This is a genomic window from Streptomyces marianii (assembly GCF_005795905.1).
GTDB classification, from domain to species: Bacteria; Actinomycetota; Actinomycetes; order Streptomycetales; family Streptomycetaceae; genus Streptomyces; species Streptomyces marianii.
On sequence record NZ_VAWE01000001.1, the window covers coordinates 3104740 to 3121896 of the forward strand.

Sequence of the window (17157 nt, forward strand, 5' to 3'; positions counted from 1 at the left end):
TCCTCCCACCCCGGCCGCCCCGCGCCGCCGCGATCACGGAAGGGATGGGAAACCTAGATGTGCAGCGCGAGCACCAGGCCCACGAGGACCCACGCCAGGAACTCGGCGAGGCCGGCACCAGGGCGCGCGTCCGCCTCACGTGTGCTCGCTGCGGAACGGGGATGGGGGCGGGTTGCTGCCGGGCGGGAAGTAGACCACCCCGGAGACCGGATCTTGAGCCCCGCCCCGCTCCGTCCACCAACCCTCGGGAGAGTCCCTGTACGGGCCGTCAGGGTCCTGCGTGAGATCAAATGAGGGTTGACCAGTTCCGGGGCCGGTAAAGGGCGCGCAGGACGTCTCTGGAGGCTCGCGGGCGTCACTGCCTGACCGTCCGCCGGTACCGCTTGGCGCACTCGCTGTGCCGGTAGACCACAGCGGGCGGGCCGAACTGTCGTTCCACGGTGCCACGGCGGCAGGGCTCAAAGGCCCCGATCGGCTGGGAGCACTCCGGGCACGTCTCCCCCTGCGGGGCGAACGTCGCGTACTCGTCCCTGCCTGCGTCGTTGTCGCTGGTCGTTCTCGCCATCGTCGCTGTCCCCTCACGTGGTCCGATGCCGACCACGCTAGGGAAAACGGAACGCCAACTCCCAGGCGATTGCATGAGGTTGCACGCGAGTTACCCGAGGGCATCCATGGCCGATGTGATCAGCGCACGAGCGGGGGCCCGTAGACCGCCAGCGCTGCCAGCTCCGCGAACGTATCGGCGTACATGGCTACCTCGCTCGGCTGCGTGATCGTGAGGTAGCCGGAGATCAACTCAACGTTGACCTGTGCCGCGCCATAGATCCAGAACCCCTCAGCCGGCCAGCGCTCCCGATCCGGCGTCATAGGCACAACTCCCAGGCTGACATTGGGAAGTGAGGCAATCGAAATCAGGTGGCCAAGCTGCCCGGACATGACCTCAGCACCGCCTATCCCTGCCCGCAACACCGACTCCTCAACGAGGAACGCGAAGCGCCGGTCACCCTCGTACAACACCCGCTGACGCTCCATGCGGGCGGCCACCGCTTCGGCCACGTCGTCCACCAGGCCGCGCCGTCGCTGGATCGCTCGCAACGCTGCTGTGGTGTACGGCTGCGTCTGGATCATGCCGGGCACGAGCCACGATGAGTAGGACCGGAAACGGCGGGTCCGCTGGTATAGCGGTAGGCGGGCCTCCTGAGCCTGTTTGAGCCCGGCCCGCTCCATGCGCCGCCAGCCAACCCACATGCCCTCGGCCGTCCGCAGCGAGGCAATCAGATCCCCGGTCTGGTCCTCGGCCCCGCACGCCTCGCACCATGCCCGAATGTCGTCAGCGGACGGGGGCGTACGGGCGTTCATAATCCGGGACGACTTGGACCGGCTCCACCCACAGCGTTCGGCGAGATCAGCCCCCGTCAGGCCAGCATCCCGGCAGATGTCCTCAAGGCGTTTCGCGAGGGCCTGCCGGGCCTGCTGGGCGCTGGAAGATGCAGAGACAGCCATGGTGCGTGATCAGCTCGGCCGGTACTCCGCGTGAGGAATCGCGCGCTCCCACGCTGCCTCGTACGCCCTGACGTACTGAGCGGCCAACGCCGGGTCGTGGTGGACTTCCATGCGCGGGCCGGTCCACTGACCCTCGCCGCTGAAGTGGTGGAGGATCACGGTTTCCTCATCCATGACCCACCCGTCCAGCGTGGGGAGGAGCAGGTCACGGGCGCGCGAGCGGGGCAACCAACGCACGTCCTCTCCCGCTGCGACGTTCGTAAAGGTGCCGTCGTACTCGTACCGCACGTAGTCGCTCAGCGGCTCGGAGACGACGCGCAACCGCCGCATGACCACACCCCGGCCCGTCGTCTCGGCCACCACGTCCAGCCACGAGCGCCACCACGACTCGCGGTCGGCCGGGTCGTATCGGTGTCCTTCCCGCCAGCGGATGAACTCCGGGTCATCCCGCATGTAGCTGTCTCGCATTTCCAGGTGCATCGCTGAGCGCTGCGCCTTTGCGAGGCATTCACGTACCGCTGTTGCCACCGTTGACCTCACTGTCCGGGCGGGGGATGAACTGAAGCATGTTGGCGGGCAGCCGGATCACGGTCTCGTGCTCCGGAACGTCCGTGGAGTGACCCGGCACCGAGCCGGCTTCCTGAGCCTGCCGGAGGGTCTCCTCGTCCGCCTTCCATGACTGGATGATCAGGTCTCCCGTCTCCTCCTCCAGCCAGATCGTGGGCGAGCCGTCGTCCGGTGTGTTGGGCCAAATCCCCAGGAACTTTAGGGCCATTGGCCTCACCGAGCACGGCCCGGAGAACATGGCCACCCTGCGCAGCTTCGCGATCAACTGCCTCCGTGCCGCCGGCCACCACAACATCGCCGCTGGACTCCGCGAGATGTCCTACGAGCCCTTCACCCGTCCCCTGACACTCCTCGGACCCCGCTGACCAGCACAGACGCGCGAACAGCCAGACTTTGAAATCGCCCTGGACTCTGTTGCTGAATTGCCTGCAGAGGCACGGGCAGGTCGGCATGATCGTTGGTGCGGTCGTTCTGTCTGCTCCGGCCGCAGGGGGTTGGCGCGGTGTCCATGCGGCCGGGGGGATTGCCGTCCATTCCTGAACAGACGGCCAGAACGGCCCGTGCGGCCTTCCCTGGTGGGAGCCTGCCCATGCGCGTGCGTGACCACCTTGCCGAGGTTTTCGACGACGCGTTGTTCACCGATGCGTTTCCCGATCGTGGGGCTCCCGCCCAGTCTCCGGCCCTGCTCGCGCTGGTGACGGTGCTGCAGTTCACGGAGAACCTGACCGACCGGCAGGCGGCGGACGCGTCGCGGGATCGCCTGTCGTGGAAATACGCGCTGGGCGCGGAGCTCTCCGATGCAGGCTTCGACTTCTCCGCGCTGTCGAAGTTCCGTGCCCGGCTGGTCGGGCACGGCCTGGAGCGGACACTCTTCGACAGGCTCGTCGAGCACTGCCGCGAGGCCGGGCTGATCAAGGCCGGTGGCAAGCAGCGCACGGACTCCACCCATGTGATCAGCGCGGTCCGTGACCTGAACCGGACCGAGCTGGCCGGGGAGAGTGTGCGGGCCGCTCTGGAGGCGCTGGCGGTGGCGGCGCCGTCCTGGCTGGCCGGCGTGATCGACGTCGCCGAGTTCGCCGAACGCTACGGGCCGCGCGTGGATGGCTGGACGATGCCGGGCTCGAAGACCAAGCGGGACCGGCTTGCCCAGGTCTTCGGCCAGGACGCGCTGGTCCTGTGCCGGGCGGCCTGGTCCGATACCGCGCCGGTGTGGGTCCGCGAGATCGAGGCGGTGGCCCTCCTGCGGCAGGTCATGGTGCAGACCTACATCATCCGTACCGATGGCCGGGGACGGGAGGTGATCAAGAAGCGGGACGCCGACGACAGCGGGGTCCCGCCCGGCCATATCCGCCTGGCCTCCCCGTACGACCCCGACGCCCGCTGGTCGGCCAAGGGCGACGACCTGTTCTGGCTCGGATACAAGGTCCACCTCACCGAGACCTGCGACACCCTCCCCGAAGCCGAAGCCGAAGCCGAAGCCGTGAGGCTTCCATTACGGCTGATCACGGATGTCCACACCACCGAGGCGACCGTTCCGGACGTCAAGGCCACCGCGCCCATCCAGCAGAACCTGGCCGAGCGGCAGGTCGCACCGGGCGAGCACTACCTCGACTCCGGATACCCCTCCGTCGACCTGGTCGTGGAAGCGGCGGGCCGGGGCATCGGCATGGTCACCCCGCTCCTGGCCGACCACTCCCCGCAGGCCAAGGCCGCCGAGGGCTTCGCCAAGAGCGCCTTCCGCGTCGCCTGGAAGGCCCGCCAGGTCCACTGTCCCCAGGGGGCCACCAGCGCCGGCTGGTACCCGGTCACCCAGCACCGACGAGACGCCATCGTGATCGAATTCGCCCGAGCCGACTGCCGTCCCTGTCCCTCCCGGACCAACTGCACCAGCTCGGTCCGCGGTACCCGCATGCTCACCCTGCGTCCCCGTGAACTCCACGAACGCACCACCACAGCCAGAACCGAACAGGACACCGAGTCCTGGAGGGCCAAGTACGCCCTCCGCGCCGGCATCGAGAGCACCGTCAACCAGGCCCTCGACGTCACCGGCATCCGCCAGGCCCGCTACCGCGGGCTACCGAAAGTCACCCTCCAACACGCCTTCTCCGCCACCGCCCTCAACATCGTCCGCCTCGACGCCTGGTGGACCACCAACCCACTACGCAAGCCCCGCACCAGCCGACTGCAGCGCCTCAGCCACCAACTCGCCGGCTGAAGGATTCAGCAACAGAGTCGCCCTGTCGAACGCAGCGAAGGTCGCTGCCGGACTGTGGGACGATTTCACTTACGAGGTGCCCTCTTGCTCGGGTCTGACGGAAGCGTAGGAACTCCCATCATCCCAGGTCAGCGGGCACCTCTCCCCATTTCTCCGTCCACAGCTCCGCCACTACGCGGTGGACCGAGGCTGAATGCTTACACGAGAACAGCGAAAGTCGAGTGAAGAAGTTCATTGACCCATTTGCGCGCACGCTTGAGTGACCTCTCGTCGCAACCGCGCGCTCTTGCATACCGCACGGCATCTGTCGTCGACGATTAAGCGCTGTCCTGTAATCCTCGGTGGGGCGGCGTGCGGCGTCGGATGAGGGGCATCGCAAGACGGAGCGTCCTCGTACTGGGCGCATTCGGGCGTTTCGGCAACGCAGCGAGGCCCCGTGACTGCCGTCGCCCGCCCGCTGTGGATTACTGGGCAGCCCATAGCTCATGCCTGCCCTGGTGGAGGTGGAAACGCCGTCATGCCCAACGAGTCAGATCGAGAATTGGACGCTCTGTCCGTATTGGATCAGCGAGCGCTCACGGGCTTTTATTGGCGCCTCGCGCTGCTGGCGACAATCGGCGGGTTTCTGTTTGGGTACGACACAGCCAATATCGGCGCAGCTCTCAATTTCATCCCCTATCGCTTGGGGGATTTCGCATTGGGCTATCTCGTCGCCGGTACGTCCGTAGGCGCGGCGGCGGGAGCACTACTTGCCGGCCCGCTTACTGACCGCTTCGGCAGGAAGTCGTTGCTCATCGCGGATGCCGGGATCTATATGGCCGGGGCCGTGCTGGCTGCCGTCAGCTGGCACGAGTGGGTGCTCCTCATCGCTCGTACGCTGGTCGGTCTGGCCATTGGCGCAGACTCGGCCATTGCCACCGCCTACATCGCCGAGTATGCACCTCAAGACCGACGCGGTGCACTCAGCATGTTGCAGCAATGGATGATCACTGTAGGAATTCTGGTCTCCTACCTCGTTGCACTGGTTATTCTGACGACGATGCCCGACAAAGCATATGATCTAGACTGGCGGCTTATTTTTGGGTTGGGAGCACTACCTGCGGCAATCGGTTTTGCGCTTCGCACTCGGATGCCTGAGTCACCGCGCTGGCTTCTAGAAAAAAGCCGCTACAGAGACGTGCAACGCGCGCTAAATCGGCTGGGCATTCATGTGACAATGAATCAAGTCGAGCGCAGTGCTGAGCTAGCGGCAGAGCAGCAGCGCCGCGATGCCGGCAAGCAGCAAGTCAGTCCATGGTCCGCCGGGGTTAAACGGGCGCTCGTGATGGTCTGCGTGTTTTTCATCTTCCAGCAAATCAGCGGTATCAACGTGCCGCTCTACTACGGGCCCCGCATTCTAGCGCCGCTGTTTGAAGCAAGCGACTCGGTACTGGACTCGGCCATCGCAGGTGTCCAAGTCACGGTGATCATGTCAGCTGTCAACGTGGCAGCCACTTACTTCGCCTTCAGGTACATTGACCGCCTAGGGCGGCGCAAACTGTCGATGAGTGGTTTTGCTGGTATGGCTGTGTCTGCCCTGGTGGCCGCCAGCGGTCTGGCTATTTTCGCGGGGACGGCAGAGATCGTCGTAGTCATGATCGGCCTGAACCTGTTCATCTCCTTCTTTGCTATTGGAGTCGGCGGCACAGGCTGGCTTATTCAAGGAGAATCGTTCCCCACCGCAGTCCGTGGCCGGGCGGCAGCCGTTGCGGCAGCAGTGAACTGGCTGGCGAACTTTGCCGTTGTGCAGGCTTTCCCGGTCTGGCAAAGAGCCATTGGACTGGCCTGGGTATTTGCATGCTTCGCCGCCTTGTGCCTGTTTGCAATTGCCTTCATTGGCCGATTCTTGCCTGAAACCAAGAGGCTCTCCGTTGATGAGATCGTTGACGTATACGAGCGCAAAGCTCTTCGCTGACCAGGGTCCCGGCAAAGTCGTTCTGCAGCCCTGTGACATGGGGTTTTGCGGGGCGGAAGAGATGCGCGGGCGTGGTCCGGTCCGGTTGGATGGAGGTTCCTACGCCTTACCGTCCGACCAGGGGATCACGCCCGCGCCATGCCATCGTCTCTCATCCCTGCGCCTGTTCGCACCCCTGCCCCGGCTCATGAGCTCCTCGTCCAACTGCTTGCCGGGATACCTGATCCGCGCCGTCGACGCGGTGTCCGGCACCCGGTGGGTGCTCTGATCGCGGTGGCGGTGTGCGCGGTGGTGGCCGGAGCCCGGGGGTTCACCGCGATCGGGGAGTGGGCCCGGGACGCGGGACGTGTCGCGCTGGAACGGCTGGGCCTGGAGCGGGGCGGGGTGGACGAATCAACGCTGCGGCGCCTGTTCGCCCGCCTCGACGCGGACCGTCTCGATGCGGTGCTGGGAGTCTGGGCCCTGACCAGGACCGCACGTGTCGCGGGCCGCAGGGTGATCGCCATCGACGGCAAGACGGTCCGGGGCGCACGCGGCGGCAGCTCCACGGCCCCGCATCTGGTCGCCGCCCTCGCGCACGGGTCCGGCGCGGTGCTCGGTCAGGTCGCGGTGGGCGAGAAGAGCAACGAGATCCCCGCCGCCCGGGAACTGCTTCAACTCCTGGACCTGGACGGCGTCGTCGTCACGATGGACGCACTGCACACCCAGCACGACACCGCGACTCTGGTGACCAGGGGCGGAGGAGACTACGTCCTGACCGTGAAGGCGAATCAGAAGTCGTTGTACGCACAGCTCAAGGCGCTCCCCTGGACTTCGATACCCGCCGTCACCAGGACGGACCGAGGACACGGACGCCGCGCCACTCGCACGATCAAGGTCGTCGACGTGCCGGCATGGGTCGAGTTCGCCGGGGCCGAGCAAGTCGCCCAACTGCGGCGCACCGTCACCCGCAAGGGCCGACGGACCGTCGAGATCGTCTACCTGATCACCAGCGCGGACGCCCGCACCGCACCGCCCGCCGTCCTGGCCGCATGGACGCAGTCGCACTGGGAGATCGAGAACCGCCTGCACTGGGTCCGCGACGTCACCTTCGACGAAGACCGCTCCCAGATCCGCACCGGCAACGCACCCCGCGTCATGGCCGCCCTGCGCAACACGGCGATCACGCTGCTGCGCTTGGACGGACACCAGAACATCGCCGCCGCCCTACGGCATCACGCACGCGCCACCGACCGCCCCATCAACCTGCTCCTGACAGCCTGATCAACAACTTTGCCGGAGCCCTGCTTCGCTGACCCTTCAGCCTCGGTCCACCGCGTAGTGGCGGAGCTGTGGACGGAGAAATGGGGAGAGGTGCCCGCTGACCTGGGATGATGGGAGTTCCTACGCTTCCGTCAGACCCGAGCAAGAGGGCACCTCGTAAGTGAAATCGTCCCACAGTCCGGCAGCGACCTTCGCTGCGTTCGACAGGGCGATTTCAAAGTCTGGCTGTTCGCGCGTCTGTGCTGGTCAGCGGAGTCCGAGGAGTGTCAGGGGACGGGTGAAGGGCTCGTAGGACATCTCGCGGAGTCCAGCGGCGATGTTGTGGTGGCCGGCGGCACGGAGGCAGTTGATCGCGAAGCTGCGCAGGGTGGCCATGTTCTCCGGGCCGTGCTCGGTGTGGGCCTTGGAGGCGTCCTCGCGGAATGCGGTGTCGCGGACGAAGTGGAGCCGGATTTCGATGACCCACTGCGAACGAATGATCTTCGCGAGCCGCTGAGGGGAGGCTTCCCGGCTGGTCAGATCTGTGATCACGTACGCCGTCTCGCGGCTGCGCCTGCCGGTCTTCAGGCAGGTGCGGTGGCGTACGACCGGGCGACCTGTGCGGCGTACGGGAAGTCGAGGTCATCGACGGTCAGGACCTGCACCACGCGGGTCTCCTTGCGGCCGTGCCCCTCGGTGCGGTCGTAGAACTTCGCGGTCACTTCCCTCCAGGGCAGCGTGTGCAGCCGCTCGTGGAGACCGGCCTGGTTCTTCTTCACGCACAGCGCGTAGTGCGCGTTCTTGTCCTCGACGAGGAAGCGGGCGTGGCCGCGTTGGGCGTGCAGGGCATCGGCGGTCACGGTCACCCCGGTCAGGTCGAACGGTGCCAACAGGCTGGCGAAGCAGGTGATTTCATTCGTCTTGTCCGGGACTCGCAGTTGCGTGACGGTCAGCCCGCCACCGGTCATGGCGGCGAGCAGATGCGCGGCCGGGGTGTCACCGTGGCGGGAGCCGCGAGCGCTCTTGCCGTCCACCGCGAGGGTGTCGGACCCGGCCGGGTCCGTGCCGAGCAGGTCGGCAAGCCCGCCGGGACAGGTGCGGTTGATGATCCGGCGGATGGTCGCCGAGCTTGGCGCGACGCGGACGGCGAACACGCTGGTGGTGCGGGCACCGAGCCGGGCGAGAGCCTCCTGCGGGGCATTCCTGGCCCACGGGCCGATCGCGGCGAACGAACGCGCTCCGCTCAGCACGGCCGAACACGCGATCAGCAGCACGCTCACGAACGGGTGACGCTTCCCGCGCCGGTGCCGCGGATCGGCCAGCGTGGCCAGCCGCTGCGGCAGTCCCGGCAGTGCGCGGTGCTGACGCGAGGGCGACTTGATCAGGCAGACGCTGGCAGACTGACGGCACATCGAAGCTCCGGTTCGGCAGGGCGACTTGAGAGGTCACCCACTCCAACCGGAGCTTCGATGTGTGCGAGACGGGTCGACCGACAGTCGTCACGCCGCCGTGACCTGCGACTTCGCACCATCACTCGGACTTTGAAACAGCCCTGGACTCTGCTGCGCAATTCGCTGCGGGGGTGGGGCCGGGTCGGTGATGATCGTCTCTGGGTCGCTTTCGTGCCGTGCGGCCGTGGAGGTGGGGCGGGTGTCGATGCGGCCGGTGGGGCTGCCGGAGATCCCGGAGCAGACGGTGAGGGTGGCTCGGGCGGCGTTCCCGAAGGGGAGCCTGGCGATACGGGCCCGGGACCGTCTGGCGGGGATTTTCGCTGATGAGCCGTTCGCGGGGGCGTTCGGGGTGCGGGGTGCTCCGGGGCTGTCGCCGGGGGTGTTGTCGCTGGTCACGGTGCTGCAGTACTGCGAGGACCTCACCGACCGGCAGGCCGCGGCGATGATGGTGCGGGCGATCGACTGGAAGTACGCGCTCGGGATGGAGCTGACGGACACCGGTTTCGACGCGAGTGTGCTGTCCAGGTTCCGGGCCCGGCTCGCGGACAACGGCATGGAACGGGTGGTCTTCGACCGGCTCCTTGAGCACTGCAAGGACGCCGGCCTGGTGGGGGACGGAGGCAGGCAGCGTACTGATTCCACCCATGTGATCAGTGCGGTGCGGGACTTGAACCGTCTTGAGCTGGCAGGGGAGAGCGTGCGGGCGGCCCTGGAGGCCCTCGCGACTGCGGCGCCGTCGTGGCTGGCCGGCCGGATCGATGTGGCGGAGTTCGCCCAGCGGTACGGGCCCCGGGTGGATGGCTGGCGGATGCCGTCCTCGCAGACCAAGCGCGACCGCCTCGCCCAGGTCTTCGGTCAGGACGCCCTCGCTTTATGCCGGGCGGCCTGGGCCGCCGATACCCCGGTATGGATCCGTGAGATCGAGGCCGTGGGCCTGCTGCGGCAGGTCCTCGTGCAGACCTACACCATCCGCAGCGACACGCGGGGACGGCAGGTGATCAGGAAGCGGGACGCCGACGACGGCGTCCCGCCCGGCCAACTCCGCCTGGCCTCCCCCTACGACACCGACGCACGCTGGGCTGCCAAAGGCGAGGACCTGTTTTGGCTGGGCTACAAGGTCCACCTCACCGAAACATGCGGCACACTCCCCGAAGCCGAAGCCGAAGCCGAAGCGGTAGCAGGGGTGCAGCCGAATCTGATTACCGACGTGCACACGACCGACGCGACCGTGCCGGACGTGAAGGCGACCGCGCCGATCCAGCGCAAGCTCGCCGGGCACGGCGTGAAGCCGGCCGAGCACTACCTCGATTCCGGCTACCCGTCGGCCGACCTGATCACCAAGGCCATGAAGGACGGTATCCGCATGGTCACCCCGGTCCTTCTGGACCACTCCGCGCAGGCCAAGGCCGCGGAAGGCTTCGCCAAGAACGCCTTCACCATCGACTGGAAGACCCGCCAGGTCCGCTGCCCCGCCGGGAAGACCAGCTCCCACTGGAACCCCGTCAAACAGCACGGCAAGGACGCCATCGTCATCACCTTCAGCGTCCTGACCTGCCGCGACTGCCCCTTCCAACAGCAGTGCACCACCTCGAAACCCGGGCGCCGCATGCTCACCCTCAGACCCCAGGAACTTCACGAGAACCTCGCCCGGGCCCGCGCCGAGCAGCAGACCAACACCTGGAAGAACAAATACGCCCTGCGGGCAGGCGTCGAGGGCACCATCAACCAGGCCCTCGACATCACCGACATCCGCCAGGCCCGCTACCGCGGCCTGCCGAAAGTCCGCCTCCAGCACGCCTTCTCCGCCACCGCGATCAACGTGATCCGACTCGACGCGTACTGGACCGACAGCCCTCTCCGGCGCACCCGCTCCAGCCGACTCGAACGCCTCGCCTACCAGCTCACCGCATGACCCGCCACGAATTGCGCAACAGAGTCGCCCTGGTCTTCGAGCTTCTTCACACGCCGCTGGGCGGCCTCAAGGGCCTTCTGCGCCTCTTCCTTCTTCGCCTGAGTTTCGGGGTCCGCGAAGGCGAGCCACCGGCGGGCTATCTCGATGACCACCGGGTCACCCGGCTCAAGGGCGGTGATGTGGTGGATCCAAGCCTGTCCAACCGCATGGTCGATGCGGTCGGCGAGTGTCACCACTCCCTCGCAGATCGACTTGCCCCGCGTCTGCCGGACCTCGCACCGGTAGCGTCCGCCACGGTGGCTCATCGAGCCGCCACACCGTTCAAGCTCGCCCGTGTCCTTCTTGTCCCGCATCCGCCCGCATCGGTAGCTCCCCGTCCCCAGGTACTTCGCTTCCGACTTCCCCTTCGCCCACCGTTCATCGGTACGAAGGTGATGGACCCTAGTCCGGCACTTTCTCGAAGTGGGGTACCACCCACTCGCGGTCCACCGAGTACCGGGCGAAGCCCCCTCCGAGCCGGTCGTAGATCCCGCCGCGGGCCATCGCCTCGCAGGTGTCGGCGGCCATCTGCAGCGCGCCCTCTGCGCCCTCTGCGCCCGTGCGAGCGTAGTGCCGCAGCAGGAACTCCAGGACCATCGACGGCGGGAACTTGGGCGCCCCGCCGAAGCCGCCGTGCGCCGGGTCGTACTCCCGGGTGAGGCCGAGCAGCGCCTGGGCGAGCTCCTCCTCCCCCGGGGTTCCCTGGCCCCCGTACGCCAGGGTCCGTCCCGCCAGATCGCGGACGATCTTCCCAGCCACCTCGTCGACCTCACCGCGCCGGTCCGCCCAGGCGGCGATGACGCCCTCCAGGACCTGGCGGAACGACGGCATCCCGTGCCGCGGGGCGGGCGGGAAGTAGGTGCCGAAGCAGAAGGGCTGCGCCCCGGGCGTGAGGAACACCGTCATGGGCCAGCCGCCCTGGCCCGTGGCCGCCTGCACCGCCTCCATGTAGACGGCGTCGACGTCGGGACGCTCCTCGCGGTCGACCTTGACGGACACGAAGTGCTCGTTCAGATACGCCGCGGTGTCGTCGTCCTCGAAGGACTCGTGGGCCATGACGTGGCACCAATGACACGCAGAGTAACTCACCGATAGCAGAACGGGTACATCGCGTCGTTTCGCTTCCTCGAATGCCTCCGGTCCCCATGGCCACCAGTCGACCGGATTGCCGGCGTGCTGAAGCAGATAAGGCGAGGTCACACCAGCCAACCGGTTCGTGCGGTCCAGCCTCTCACAGTGTCCGGCCGGGTCGGCGAAGCCCTCGCGAGCCCGCCTCGCTTGGCCGAGTTGCACTTGCGAGCCATCACGTGGCGGGCGGCTCCCTCCCCCTCGGAGTCGGCGCCGAACGTCTGCCGGCGCCCCTCCGAGTCGGGCGGCCCGACACCTCGGAACAGTAGGCTGGGCGCGGCAGTGCCGGATCTGCCGAGGCTCCTCGAAGGAGGTACACCATGACCGCCGAGATGGTGGCACCGGCGTGGATGCATACGCAGATCAGCGCGGAGCAGTACGACTCCTGGTCCGAGGAGCAGTGCGCCGGCATCGAGATCGTGGACGGGATGGTCGTCGTGAGCCCGAGCGCCTCCAAGCGGCACAACCGGCTGGCTCGGGTCCTGGCCAATGCTCTGGACGCCGCCGCAGGCCCGGACTGGAACGCAGACACGGACTTCGACGTCCGCCTGCAGGACGTTCCGCTCACCAACCGCCATCCGGACGTCATCGTCTACCGGGCGGAGACCATCGACCTCACGCCCACCCGCCCCGAGCACGTACTCCTGGTCGTCGAGGTCGTGTCGCCCGGCTCGGAGACCACCGACCGGATCGTGAAGGTGGACCAGTACGCCAAGGCCGGCATCCCCTTCTACTGGCGGGTCGAGCAGGCCGCCACCGGTGTCCCGATCGTCTATACGTACGTCCTCGACCCCGCCACCAGGGCTTACAGGGACGGCGAGATGTTCACCGGCACGGTGAAGGCCACCGCGCCCTTCTCCATCGCGGTCGATCTTGGGGTCATGTAAGGGCGGAGAAGTCTCCCCGCTTTCGGCATCTGACCGATAGCGCTCGGATGGTCGTTGTTCGCGGACCGATCGGAGCATTCCCCACCTCCGGACCGGATGCTCCACCTGCGGATGCGCTGCCGGCTCGCAAGCGATCGTCATAGCGCCCATGCGCCACGGGGCGGCGCACAACGGAACGGAGGGGTGCCGGCTCAGTGCCCGCGCGGCCCGTACGGCACCTGATTCGCAACGGCCTGATTCGGGACTCGGAGCCGAAGGGTGAGGTTGTCCGCTCGTGGCCTCCGGGTTCGGGGCTCACGAATGCCGCGGGATCTTCCGGCTCTCGCATTCACGGCGGGAGCGGGGAGAGACCCGCATCTCTCCCCGCTCCCGCCGGGCCGGGCGCCGGCCCGGCGCGCCGGAGGATCGGCTGCCGTCCGGCGGCCGGCGGCGGCTCCCGGGTGGCGGTCGGCAGGAAGCAGCGCAGCGAGACTTCGTGATGACCACCCGGGGCCGCCACTCATCCGGCGGTCTTTCTCCTCGTGGTGTCCTCCTTCTCGCAGCCGGGGCCGGGGACTTGGATGTCTGCCAGAGGGACCTCCCTTCGTGGCCGATGGGTCCGGTACCGTCCGGCTGCCCTGGTCAATCAGGAACAAACGTCGTCTGATCGGGCGAATCGGTCTCGGCAGACGTCACCGGAGCGTGCGGTGGAACCCCGAGAAGGGGGCTTGATCACCGGACTCCCTCGCGTCGGCGTGCGTCTCGCAGGACACTTGGCACCGGAACGGAAGCGGAGGCTCTCGGAGGGGGACCCACATGCGGGACAGCCATCGGGCGGAAGCCGAGCGGCTGTTGGTACGGGCCGTCGAGGAGGAGGTGCGCCGCTCCGGCGGCAGAACGGACTCCGCGGCGCTGCTCTCACGCGGTCGCGAGGCACTGGAGACCATGGCGGCGAGCGCGGACGAGGAGTACGCCGCGTACCTCCGCGCCGTGGAGGAGGCCGAGGCGGGGCACTCGTCCCTGGCCGAGCGGTTCAGTCGGCAGGACATGTCGACTCCCGTACTCGTCACGGCGGTTGCCGCGGCCGCCGCGATCGGGGCGGACATGGCCCTCGGCACGGCGACGGGTACGGCGCTGGGCGCCGGTGCCGTCGTCATGGTGGCCGGGGCGGCGGCCACCGTCGCCAAGGTGACCGTCTCCCACTGGCCCGCGGCGCACCGCAGAGCCGGTGCGCTCGGACAGCCCGGCGGGCCCGAGCAGTTGCGTCTGCAGTGGCTGACCGCGCTGGAGGTCCGGGGCATCCGCCCGTTCCTGGACCAGCAGCGCTTGCTGACGGCCGCCGCCGCCCGCCCGGTGAAGAAGACGGCGGGCCCGCCGCTGCGCGGGGCGGACCGCAGCCAGGCCGCCCGCCGGCGCAATGTGCTGGAGCAGTCCTTCGCCCATCTCCCGGAGCCGGGCGAGCCGTTCACCGGACGCCGGGAGGCGATGGCGCAGATCGCGCAGTGGGTGCACGCGGCGCGCGCGTCGACGGACACGAAACCGACGGTCATGGTGCTGTACGGCGAGCCGGGGTCGGGCCGCACCACGCTCGCGGTGCGGGCCGCCCGCCGGCTGAAGGACCAGTTCCGGGGCGCGTGCCTGGTGGACCTGCGCGGTGGCTCCGCGGACAGGCAGCCGCTGTCGACCCGGGACGCGCTGCTTCACCTGCTGAACCGGCTCGGTGCCCCGCGCGAGCAGCTGCTGTTCCGGGAGCGGTCGTCGGCGGAACAGCAGGTGCGCCGCCTCGGCGAGCTCTACCACCAGTACCTGACCGGTCTGCCCGTCACCGTCGTCCTGGACGATGCGAGTGACCCCGAGCAGGTGCGGATGCTCGTCCCGGAGCGCTCGGACAGCCTGGTGCTGGTGACCGCGCGGGAGCCACTGGAGCTCCCGGAGGACGTACCGGCGTGGGTGCACCGGCTGCCGGTCGAGGCGCTGGACGCGGCGGAAGCCGAGGAACTGCTCGCGGCGTCCGCCGAGGAGCCGCTGGAAGGTCCGTACGACTCCCGCTCGATGGAAACGATCCGGGACCTGTCCGGCGGACTGCCCCTGGCGCTGCGGGTCGCGGGCTCGTCCCTCGGCTCCCGCACCCCGCACGCGCTGGCCGCCGACCTCGGCGCGTACGGGCCGGTGGGACCGGTCGAGCGGGCCCTCTGGCTGCGCTACACGGATCTCCCGGACCAGGGCCGCAGGCTGCTGCGCAGGCTGGCTCTCGTGGGCCGGGCGTCCCTGGGGGCGGCCGCGGCGACGGCCCTGCTGGGCACCGACGAGAACGAGGCACAGCGGCTGCTGTCGGAGCTGGCGCGCGCGGGGCTGCTGGACCGTGTGCGCGGGGGGCCCTTCGCACCGCCGGGGGCACCGCCGCGCCCGCAGGGCGCCGGGGGTGCGGGGGGAGAGCGCTACCGGCTGCACGACGCCGTGCGGGCCTTCGCCCAGGAGCGGCTGCTGGACGAGGAGGAGCAGGCGGAGCGCACGGCCGCGCAGGAGCGGTTGGTCATCGGGTACGCGGAACTCGCCGACACGGTGATCCGGCTCGTCGACGGGAAGACCTCGACCCGTGCCGACATGTTCGCCCGGACGTCGGCCGGTCACGGCTTCTCCTCGCTGGAGGCGGCGCTGCGCTGGCTGGACGACGAGTCGAGCTTCATCACCGCGGCGCTCCGGCACGCCGAGGGCGTGGACCAGCAGGCCGTGCTGAACCTCCTGGGCGCCCTGTGCGACTACTGCCTGCTGCGTGGCGACCTCTACCGGCTCGGGGAGATCAACGAGCTGACGCAGGCCGTCGACCAGGGCCTGCTGGTCCGCTCGGTGCAGTGGCGCACCGGTATCGCCGCCCGGCAGCTCGGTGAGCTGGACAAGGCGCGCACCACCCTGTCGTCGGTGGTGAACCTGTACCGCGAGGCGCAGCACGAGGCGGGTGCGGCCCGGGCGCTGTGCTCGCTCGGCATCACGCTCCACCACCAGGGCAATCTGACCGAGGCGTCGGCGAAGCTGCGCGAGGCGATCGAGCTGCAGTCGTCCGAGGAACTGGACGCGGACCGGGCGTGGACCCTGCACGCGCTGGCGGCGGTGGAGCGGGACCGGGCGAACCTCGCCGAGGCCCGGGAGCTGCTCACGACGGCCGTCCGGCTGCACCGCGAGAGCGAGTCGCTGCACGGCGAGGCCTGGTCCCACTTCCAGTTCGGCCAGGTGCATCTGCGCCTGGGCGACGTGCCGGACGCGGAGTCGTCGTTGAGGCTGGCGCTCGACCTCTACGGGCGGACCCAGGACGAGCGGGGCGCGGCGTGGGCGCTGACCCAGCTGGCCCGTGCCCGGCTGGTTGACGGCGATCCGTCACCGGCGGTCGAGCAGCTGAACCAGGCCCTCGCCCGGCACCGCGAGAACGAGGACGCGCGCGGTGAGGCGTGGACCCTCTACTACCTGGGCCAGGCACTGGAGGAGCGGGGCGAACGCGACCAGGCGGTGCGTGAACTGGAGCGCGCCCGGACGATGTTCTCCCGGATGCGGGACGTGTACGGTCTGGCCTGCGCCCGCCACCATTCGGGCCGCGCCACCCGAGACCAGCGCGCGGCGCAGACGGGCACTCTGCGCAACTCCGGTTTCGCCCGCCAACTCCTGGTCGACGCCCGAGCGGACTTCCAGCGCATCCGGGTGGCCCACGGGGAGGCGTGGACCTGTCTGGAACTGGCCGTGATCGACGCCGGCAACAGCCGCGCGGCCCAGGCGCTGGCGCTGTGCGACGAGGCGGTAGCGCTGTTCGCCTCGTACGGCGACCGCCGGGGCGCGGACTGGGCCGGTTTCCTGCGCTGCACGCTGCTCCCGTACGCCTCGGCGGGCGGAGTGGAGGTGGGCACGGTCGTCGCCCAGGAGGAGCTGGCCGCGCTCCGCGAGGCGTCCCACCCGGCCCGCGACGGGCGGCTGGAGGACTGCATGGGGGCGTTCGCCCTGGTCCTGGAGCGCGGGGTGCGGCTGGAGGACGACTGGCAGGCATGGGAGCTGGGCATGGTGCCGGGCCGGCACGCCCGGGAGGTGATGGGGGTGCCCGTGGACTGAGTCGGCGCACTCACGCCGGCCGGCCAGCACGACCGGAAGGCCGCGGGCGGACGCGTGAGCAGCGTCAGCGAGGACACCTCGCCGGTCCGGCACGACCGGAAGGCGGGTGACGGCCCCTCGACGCCGATGACGGCGGTGCGCCGACGGCGCCCGTACCGCGCGGTGCCCGCGGCCGTACGTCGTGGCAC

The 17157-nt window shown here is 68.8% G+C and carries 13 protein-coding genes and 2 pseudogenes; 7 read left to right on the forward strand and 8 right to left on the reverse strand.

The genetic code is table 11. From position 1 onward, the window contains the following. Positions 1 to 355: 355 nt before the first annotated feature. The 4 genes and pseudogenes from FEF34_RS13815 to FEF34_RS13830 all read right to left on the reverse strand — a co-directional run bounded on the left by FEF34_RS13815 (position 356) and on the right by FEF34_RS13830 (position 2278). The gene (locus FEF34_RS13815) at positions 356 to 565 is read right to left on the reverse strand and encodes a hypothetical protein (RefSeq protein WP_138053466.1); all 210 of its coding nucleotides are present in this window, start codon (positions 563 to 565) and stop codon (positions 356 to 358) included. A gap of 90 nt (positions 566 to 655) precedes the next feature. Continuing rightward, positions 656 to 1503 (reverse strand): annotated as a pseudogene (locus FEF34_RS13820) (helix-turn-helix domain-containing protein). Positions 1504 to 1512: 9 nt separating this feature from the next. After that, the gene (locus FEF34_RS13825) at positions 1513 to 2031 is read right to left on the reverse strand and encodes a DUF6879 family protein (RefSeq protein ID WP_407698278.1); all 519 of its coding nucleotides are present in this window, start codon (positions 2029 to 2031) and stop codon (positions 1513 to 1515) included. Then, a complete protein-coding gene (locus tag FEF34_RS13830; RefSeq protein ID WP_138053468.1) occupies positions 2012 to 2278 on the reverse strand; it encodes a hypothetical protein in 267 nt (88 codons plus the stop codon). The genes FEF34_RS13825 and FEF34_RS13830 overlap by 20 nt, the downstream gene beginning before the upstream one ends. A 28-nt stretch (positions 2279 to 2306) precedes the next feature. Here FEF34_RS13830 and FEF34_RS43650 point away from each other — a divergent pair, with 28 nt between their 5' ends. The 4 genes from FEF34_RS43650 (at position 2307) to FEF34_RS13850 (ending at position 7502) form a co-directional block, all read left to right on the forward strand. After that, positions 2307 to 2435 carry a hypothetical protein gene (locus FEF34_RS43650; RefSeq protein WP_267905217.1) on the forward strand — a complete coding sequence of 43 codons (129 nt, stop codon included), beginning with the start codon at positions 2307 to 2309 and terminating at the stop codon, positions 2433 to 2435. Between the two features lie 143 nt (positions 2436 to 2578). Beyond that, entirely contained in the window at positions 2579 to 4285 is a 1707-nt protein-coding gene (locus tag FEF34_RS13840; protein ID WP_138057469.1) for an IS1182 family transposase, read from the forward strand. A 517-nt stretch (positions 4286 to 4802) separates the two neighbouring features. Beyond that, positions 4803 to 6239, forward strand: a complete 1437-nt coding sequence (locus tag FEF34_RS13845) for a sugar porter family MFS transporter (protein WP_138053470.1) — start codon at positions 4803 to 4805, stop codon at positions 6237 to 6239. A 138-nt stretch (positions 6240 to 6377) separates the two neighbouring features. Beyond that, positions 6378 to 7502: an ISAs1 family transposase gene (locus FEF34_RS13850; RefSeq protein WP_267905181.1), complete on the forward strand. Its 1125-nt coding sequence runs from the start codon at positions 6378 to 6380 to the stop codon at positions 7500 to 7502. A 246-nt stretch (positions 7503 to 7748) separates the two neighbouring features. On the opposite strand, the gene FEF34_RS43655 is transcribed toward FEF34_RS13850, so the two are convergent. Both FEF34_RS43655 and FEF34_RS13860 read right to left on the reverse strand, forming a co-directional pair. Further along, positions 7749 to 8069: a transposase gene (locus tag FEF34_RS43655; protein ID WP_138053471.1), complete on the reverse strand. Its 321-nt coding sequence runs from the start codon at positions 8067 to 8069 to the stop codon at positions 7749 to 7751. Next, positions 8066 to 8893, reverse strand: coding sequence for an ISAs1 family transposase (locus tag FEF34_RS13860; protein WP_138053472.1), 828 nt, complete (start codon positions 8891 to 8893; stop codon positions 8066 to 8068). The genes FEF34_RS43655 and FEF34_RS13860 overlap by 4 nt, the downstream gene beginning before the upstream one ends. Before the next feature lie 244 nt (positions 8894 to 9137). Here FEF34_RS13860 and FEF34_RS13865 point away from each other — a divergent pair, with 244 nt between their 5' ends. Next, positions 9138 to 10844 (forward strand): IS1182 family transposase, encoded by a 1707-nt coding sequence (locus tag FEF34_RS13865; RefSeq protein ID WP_138057288.1) that lies wholly within the window; start codon positions 9138 to 9140, stop codon positions 10842 to 10844. Here FEF34_RS13865 and FEF34_RS13870 read toward each other — a convergent pair. Together FEF34_RS13870 and FEF34_RS13875 are read right to left on the reverse strand one after the other, a co-directional pair. Further along, positions 10826 to 11197: a hypothetical protein gene (locus tag FEF34_RS13870; protein ID WP_138053473.1), complete on the reverse strand. Its 372-nt coding sequence runs from the start codon at positions 11195 to 11197 to the stop codon at positions 10826 to 10828. The genes FEF34_RS13865 and FEF34_RS13870 overlap by 19 nt on opposite strands. A 97-nt stretch (positions 11198 to 11294) precedes the next feature. Next, positions 11295 to 12110, reverse strand: a pseudogene (locus FEF34_RS13875) (thioredoxin domain-containing protein); the annotation flags it as partial. 221 nt (positions 12111 to 12331) lie between these two features. Between FEF34_RS13875 and FEF34_RS13880 the strand changes: the two are divergent. Then, on the forward strand, positions 12332 to 12898 hold the full coding sequence (locus tag FEF34_RS13880) for a Uma2 family endonuclease (RefSeq protein ID WP_138053474.1): 567 nt from the start codon (positions 12332 to 12334) through the stop codon (positions 12896 to 12898). A 795-nt stretch (positions 12899 to 13693) separates the two neighbouring features. Then, a complete protein-coding gene (locus FEF34_RS13885; protein ID WP_138053475.1) occupies positions 13694 to 16969 on the forward strand; it encodes a tetratricopeptide repeat protein in 3276 nt (1091 codons plus the stop codon). Positions 16970 to 17157 lie beyond the last annotated feature (188 nt).

Excerpts from the sequence above, each read along its gene's own strand:
- FEF34_RS13860 (WP_138053472.1), bottom strand. The coding sequence starts at position 8,893 with ATGTGCCGTCAGTCTGCCAGCGTCTGCCTGATCAAGTCGCCCTCGCGT.
- FEF34_RS13870 (WP_138053473.1), bottom strand. The coding sequence starts at position 11,197 with ATGCGGGACAAGAAGGACACGGGCGAGCTTGAACGGTGTGGCGGCTCG.
- FEF34_RS13845 (WP_138053470.1), top strand. The coding sequence starts at position 4,803 with ATGCCCAACGAGTCAGATCGAGAATTGGACGCTCTGTCCGTATTGGAT.
- FEF34_RS13840 (WP_138057469.1), top strand. The coding sequence starts at position 2,579 with ATGCGGCCGGGGGGATTGCCGTCCATTCCTGAACAGACGGCCAGAACG.
- FEF34_RS13815 (WP_138053466.1), bottom strand. The coding sequence starts at position 565 with ATGGCGAGAACGACCAGCGACAACGACGCAGGCAGGGACGAGTACGCG.
- FEF34_RS13865 (WP_138057288.1), top strand. The coding sequence starts at position 9,138 with ATGCGGCCGGTGGGGCTGCCGGAGATCCCGGAGCAGACGGTGAGGGTG.
- FEF34_RS13850 (WP_267905181.1), top strand. The coding sequence starts at position 6,378 with ATGCCATCGTCTCTCATCCCTGCGCCTGTTCGCACCCCTGCCCCGGCT.
- FEF34_RS43650 (WP_267905217.1), top strand. The coding sequence starts at position 2,307 with ATGGCCACCCTGCGCAGCTTCGCGATCAACTGCCTCCGTGCCGCCGGC.
- FEF34_RS13885 (WP_138053475.1), top strand. The coding sequence starts at position 13,694 with ATGCGGGACAGCCATCGGGCGGAAGCCGAGCGGCTGTTGGTACGGGCC.
- FEF34_RS13830 (WP_138053468.1), bottom strand. The coding sequence starts at position 2,278 with ATGGCCCTAAAGTTCCTGGGGATTTGGCCCAACACACCGGACGACGGC.
- FEF34_RS13880 (WP_138053474.1), top strand. The coding sequence starts at position 12,332 with ATGACCGCCGAGATGGTGGCACCGGCGTGGATGCATACGCAGATCAGC.